The sequence below is a fragment of the Candidatus Cloacimonas sp. genome (assembly GCA_039680785.1).
Taxonomy (GTDB): Bacteria; Cloacimonadota; Cloacimonadia; order Cloacimonadales; family Cloacimonadaceae; genus Cloacimonas.
On record JBDKSF010000089.1, the window covers coordinates 1 to 4,009 of the forward strand.

Annotated in this window: 6 protein-coding genes; all 6 read right to left on the reverse strand. The window is 38.1% G+C overall.

The annotated features are described in order from the left end of the window. The coding region (locus ABFC98_06295; protein ID MEN6445641.1) for an rRNA adenine N-6-methyltransferase family protein at positions 1–164 on the reverse strand (164 nt) is incomplete at its 3' end. A gap of 52 nt (positions 165–216) precedes the next feature. Further along, positions 217–393 carry a hypothetical protein gene (locus ABFC98_06300; GenBank protein ID MEN6445642.1) on the reverse strand — a complete coding sequence of 59 codons (177 nt, stop codon included), beginning with the start codon at positions 391–393 and terminating at the stop codon, positions 217–219. A gap of 140 nt (positions 394–533) precedes the next feature. Continuing rightward, positions 534–1,592 (reverse strand): M42 family metallopeptidase, encoded by a 1,059-nt coding sequence (locus ABFC98_06305; protein ID MEN6445643.1) that lies wholly within the window; start codon positions 1,590–1,592, stop codon positions 534–536. 9 nt (positions 1,593–1,601) lie between these two features. After that, the gene (locus ABFC98_06310; protein ID MEN6445644.1) at positions 1,602–1,997 is read right to left on the reverse strand and encodes a cupin domain-containing protein; all 396 of its coding nucleotides are present in this window, start codon (positions 1,995–1,997) and stop codon (positions 1,602–1,604) included. A gap of 65 nt (positions 1,998–2,062) precedes the next feature. Then, positions 2,063–3,172, reverse strand: a complete 1,110-nt coding sequence (gene ribD / locus ABFC98_06315) for a bifunctional diaminohydroxyphosphoribosylaminopyrimidine deaminase/5-amino-6-(5-phosphoribosylamino)uracil reductase RibD (GenBank protein MEN6445645.1) — start codon at positions 3,170–3,172, stop codon at positions 2,063–2,065. Then, positions 3,169–4,009 (reverse strand): tetratricopeptide repeat protein (locus ABFC98_06320; protein MEN6445646.1); only part of this gene is annotated, 841 nt, incomplete at its 5' end. The genes ABFC98_06320 and ribD, both read right to left, overlap by 4 nt.

Here is a 4,009-nt window from a genome sequence, read left to right on the forward strand (position 1 = left end):
CGGAGTTGAACATTATAGGATAGTATTTTTTCGGTAAGAATTCCTCTTCCGGGACCTATTTCCCACACTTTATCTTCGGGTTGCAAATTACCCAGATTGACAATATCTTTTGCAATGTTATCATCAATCAGGAAATTTTGCCCGAGAGATTTCAGGGCTTTCATAAAAAGTGCTTTCGTTCTAAAGTAATATCTAAAACGAAAGCGAAAATATTATTTAAACGCTCAATTTTTGAGCGGCAGAGTTTTTGCAGGTCTTACAAACTTTGTATGTTTTCTCGCCGACTTTTACTTCATACAGTAGTTTGATACCTGTTCTATGACAGACAGGGCATTCACCTCTACCGTGATTGGGAATGTTTTTTATTCCTTTGCCTCTTGTATTCTTTGCCATTATATTCTCCTTGTTAGCTAATAAGCAATAATTTGAGCCATTTCTGAAAAGAGTGCCTTTTCAGTCAATCCTTTTTTCTAAAAGGCATTATTCAATGGATAAGAGAGATACTTCTTTACTTCTTTGTATATTATATCCTCTTATCTTTTCAAATCAAAGCTGTCGTCTATGCTCAATACGAATTCTACCAATAGTTTTACCGCATAATCCAAATCCGTAAGTGATATCACTTCATTGGGAGTATGCATATATCGATTGGGAATACTTAATACAGCCGTGGCTGTTCCATATCTGGAAGCAAAAATAGCATCGGCATCAGTTCCAGTCCGGGAGGGCGAAATCTCAATTTGCAGAGGGATATCAAATTCTTTTGCCAGGTCTGTAAGTTTCTTATTTAGCAGCGGATGCAAAGCAGAACCCAAACACAAAACAGGACCTTTACCGAGAGATACATCTCCAAAAATGTGTTTATCTATTCCAGGAATGTCCGATGTAAAAGTAACATCAACGGCAATGGCAATATCGGGATCTATCAAATATGCGCAAGTTGAAGCGCCACGCAGCGTTGTTTCTTCCCCTACAGAAGAAACAGCATAATAATCTGCTTTAATGTTTTTATCGGCAATTTCGCGCATAACCGCAGAGGCAATATACACGCCTACTTTATTATCTGTGGCTTTGCTGACAATTATATCTTCGTTCAATTCCTCAATTTGTGAACTGTAAGTAGCTGTATCTCCAATGGCTACGCGGTTTAAGGCATCTTCTTTATCCTTTGCGCCAATATCAATCCAAAGATCTTCCAATCTCAATTTAGGGTTGTCATTGCTATCGCGTAACAAGTGAATCGGTTTTTTACCAAAAATGCCTCGGACAATATTGTCGTTATGATGAATATCCACTCGCAAACCAGGCAGCAGATTTAAATCAAAACCTCCTAATGTCTTTACATAGACAAAGCCATTTTCATCAATGTAATTAACCATAAAGCCAATTTCATCGGAATGACCCACAATCATTATTTTGTGCTTTCCGTTGCCTTTTTTGCAAGCAATCAGATTTCCGTTTATATCATTCGTTATGTCGTCACAGCAATCTTGCAGATAATTATGAACGATTTTTTGAGCATTTGCTTCAAAACCGGATGGGCTGGGAACCTGTAACAGATCGAACAGGAATTTTTTATTTTCGTTTTGCATATATTTTCCTTAGCAATTATTTGCCGTCTCATCGGCAAAGGGATTCAGGGCTTTTTTAATAACTGGTTTTTCATGGGGGATAATACATAGGAATTTTAGGATTTCATTTCCCGTGTTTTTAAAAGTGTGTTTCATATTGGGATCCACAAAAATGGCATCATCAACTCCAAAAGCCATTTCTCCTCTTTCCGTAACCAACGAACCCTTTCCGGAAAGACAATAGACCTCATGCTCCCAATCGTGTTGATGAAAGGGAGTGTGTCCTCCGGGTTCAATTTCAAACATCCGCATTGCAAAAGTGGGAGCTCCATCTTTTTGGGCAATCAACCAACGGATTTTTGCCCCTTTAGCTCCTTCGGCATCAACGGGTTCCAGTTGCACTTCATCGTAATGTATAACTTTCATTGTTTCCTCCTGAAAGATTTTATGTATTTTATAGATAAACTATTGCACTTTGCCTAAAAAACAAATTATTCGGTCTCATAATCAGGATAGGCAGTTACAATCAGGTCATTTTCCATTTTCCGACAAGCAATGTCTCGCATTAAAATTGCATCATCGATGTTGGATAGTTCCAATTTTGGAAAAGGACTTTTTGTCCCTCCCAAAATTTTAGCGCCATAAATGAAGCAAAATTTATCAATCAAACGCTCTTTTAGAAACGCTTCCGCCAATCCACTGCCACTTTCCAAAAGCACACTATAAAAATTCATATTGTGCAATAGACATAATACTTCCTTTAGCTCAAAATGACCGTTTATGGCTTTCAGCGTCTGCAGAGAAGCGTTTTTTTTCTTTAGTTCTTTTGCTTTGGGGGTATTCAGCATTTTTTCCGTGGTAATAATCATCCCGGGAAATTTTAGCAGAGAATTAACCCACTTGGATTCCAAAGGAACTTTTAAAAAAGGGTCTAAAACAACTCTCAGTGGCTGTTTCGGGTTTCCCGGCAAGCGAACATTCAGCAGAGGATCATCAGTCAAAATTGTATTTATTCCAGTTAAGACAACATCATTTTCACTCCGCAGTTTATGCACATATTTTCTGGCTTTTTCACCTGTAATCCATTGGGAGGAACCATCCGAAGCAGCATATTTTCCATCCAAGGAAAGAGCTGTTTTTAAAGTTACGAAGGGCTTATTTTTTTGAATATGGCAGAGGTAATATTCCAGCTGTTTTTTTATTTTATCCTCGAAATAGCCATAATGAACTTCCACGCCAGCATTTTTTAGCATTGCAATACCTTTGCCACATACTTTGGGATTGGGATCAACAATGCCTATATAGACCTCTTTAATTCCTGCATTTATAACGGCTTGAGCGCAGGGTGGAGTTTTGCCAAAATGGGAACAGGGCTCCAAAGTTACAAATAAAATAGCGTCTTTGGCTTCATTACCTGCTTTTTTAATTGCTTGAATTTCGGAATGATCGCTGCCATATTGTAAAGTCCAACCGGTAGCAATAATTTTGCCATTTTTTATGATAACGGAGCCGACGAAGGGATTGGGAGAACATTTTCCGCGTGCTTTTTCCGCCATTTTTATGGCAATATTGAAATATTTGGTTATTTCTGCTTCGGTCAATGCAGTTTTTCCCAATTTTTACGAGCCAGTTCATAAGTAGGGTATTTTTGTAGAATCTGCTCGCAAATTGCCTTTGCTTTTTCCGTTTCACCTTTTCCAGCATAAGCGGCAGCCAAATTATTCAGAATATTAGGATCTTCCGGATTCATTTTTTGCAGTTCCAAAAGCCAGACAAGCGCTTGTTCATAATCACTTTTAGCCAAATAGTGCGTGGATAAATGTAGATAGGGTTCCTGCCAGTCATTATCCAAAGCAATGGCATTAAAAAAATCCACCAGGGCTTGATCATATTGTTTCACCAGTTGCCAATATAAAGCCCGGTAATAGTATAGATCGGCGCTATCGGGATATATTTTCAAGCCCTCTTTTATTAAATTCCAGGCATTGGCGTCATCCGCTTTGCCAATTGCCGTAGCTATTTCGGTATAGAGTTTATTTTGTTTGAAATAATTTTCTGGATTTCCCGCTATGTTCTGCCGTATTTTCCATTCATTTTTGATGTTACTTAATATCAATGTCCAATCTGTTTTATGATTCAATTCCAGAAAAACGATGGCGCTAATTCCGTCTTCCCCCAAGCCACTATATAATATGCTGTAAGTGGATATTTTATTTAGTTGGGGAATGGCTTGGAAAATTTCCACATATCTTTCGGATAAGTCCTTTAGGTCACTTTGGTTTATTGTATATTGTCTTAATTCGTTCCATTGCAATTGTATAAGCGTATTCATCCATTTTTCCGCGCAATTTTCCGGATCGTCTGTTTGAGCAGTGGGGGAGAAGGGCAAATTCAATTTTTTCAGCAGATAATCCATTGGAAAATATATAGGATACTGA

What these genes read in the sequence shown, in the direction of transcription:
- ABFC98_06305 (MEN6445643.1), bottom strand. Translation starts at nt 1,592, where the DNA reads ATGCAAAACGAAAATAAAAAATTCCTGTTCGATCTGTTACAGGTTCCC.
- ABFC98_06310 (MEN6445644.1), bottom strand. Translation starts at nt 1,997, where the DNA reads ATGAAAGTTATACATTACGATGAAGTGCAACTGGAACCCGTTGATGCC.
- ABFC98_06300 (MEN6445642.1), bottom strand. Translation starts at nt 393, where the DNA reads ATGGCAAAGAATACAAGAGGCAAAGGAATAAAAAACATTCCCAATCAC.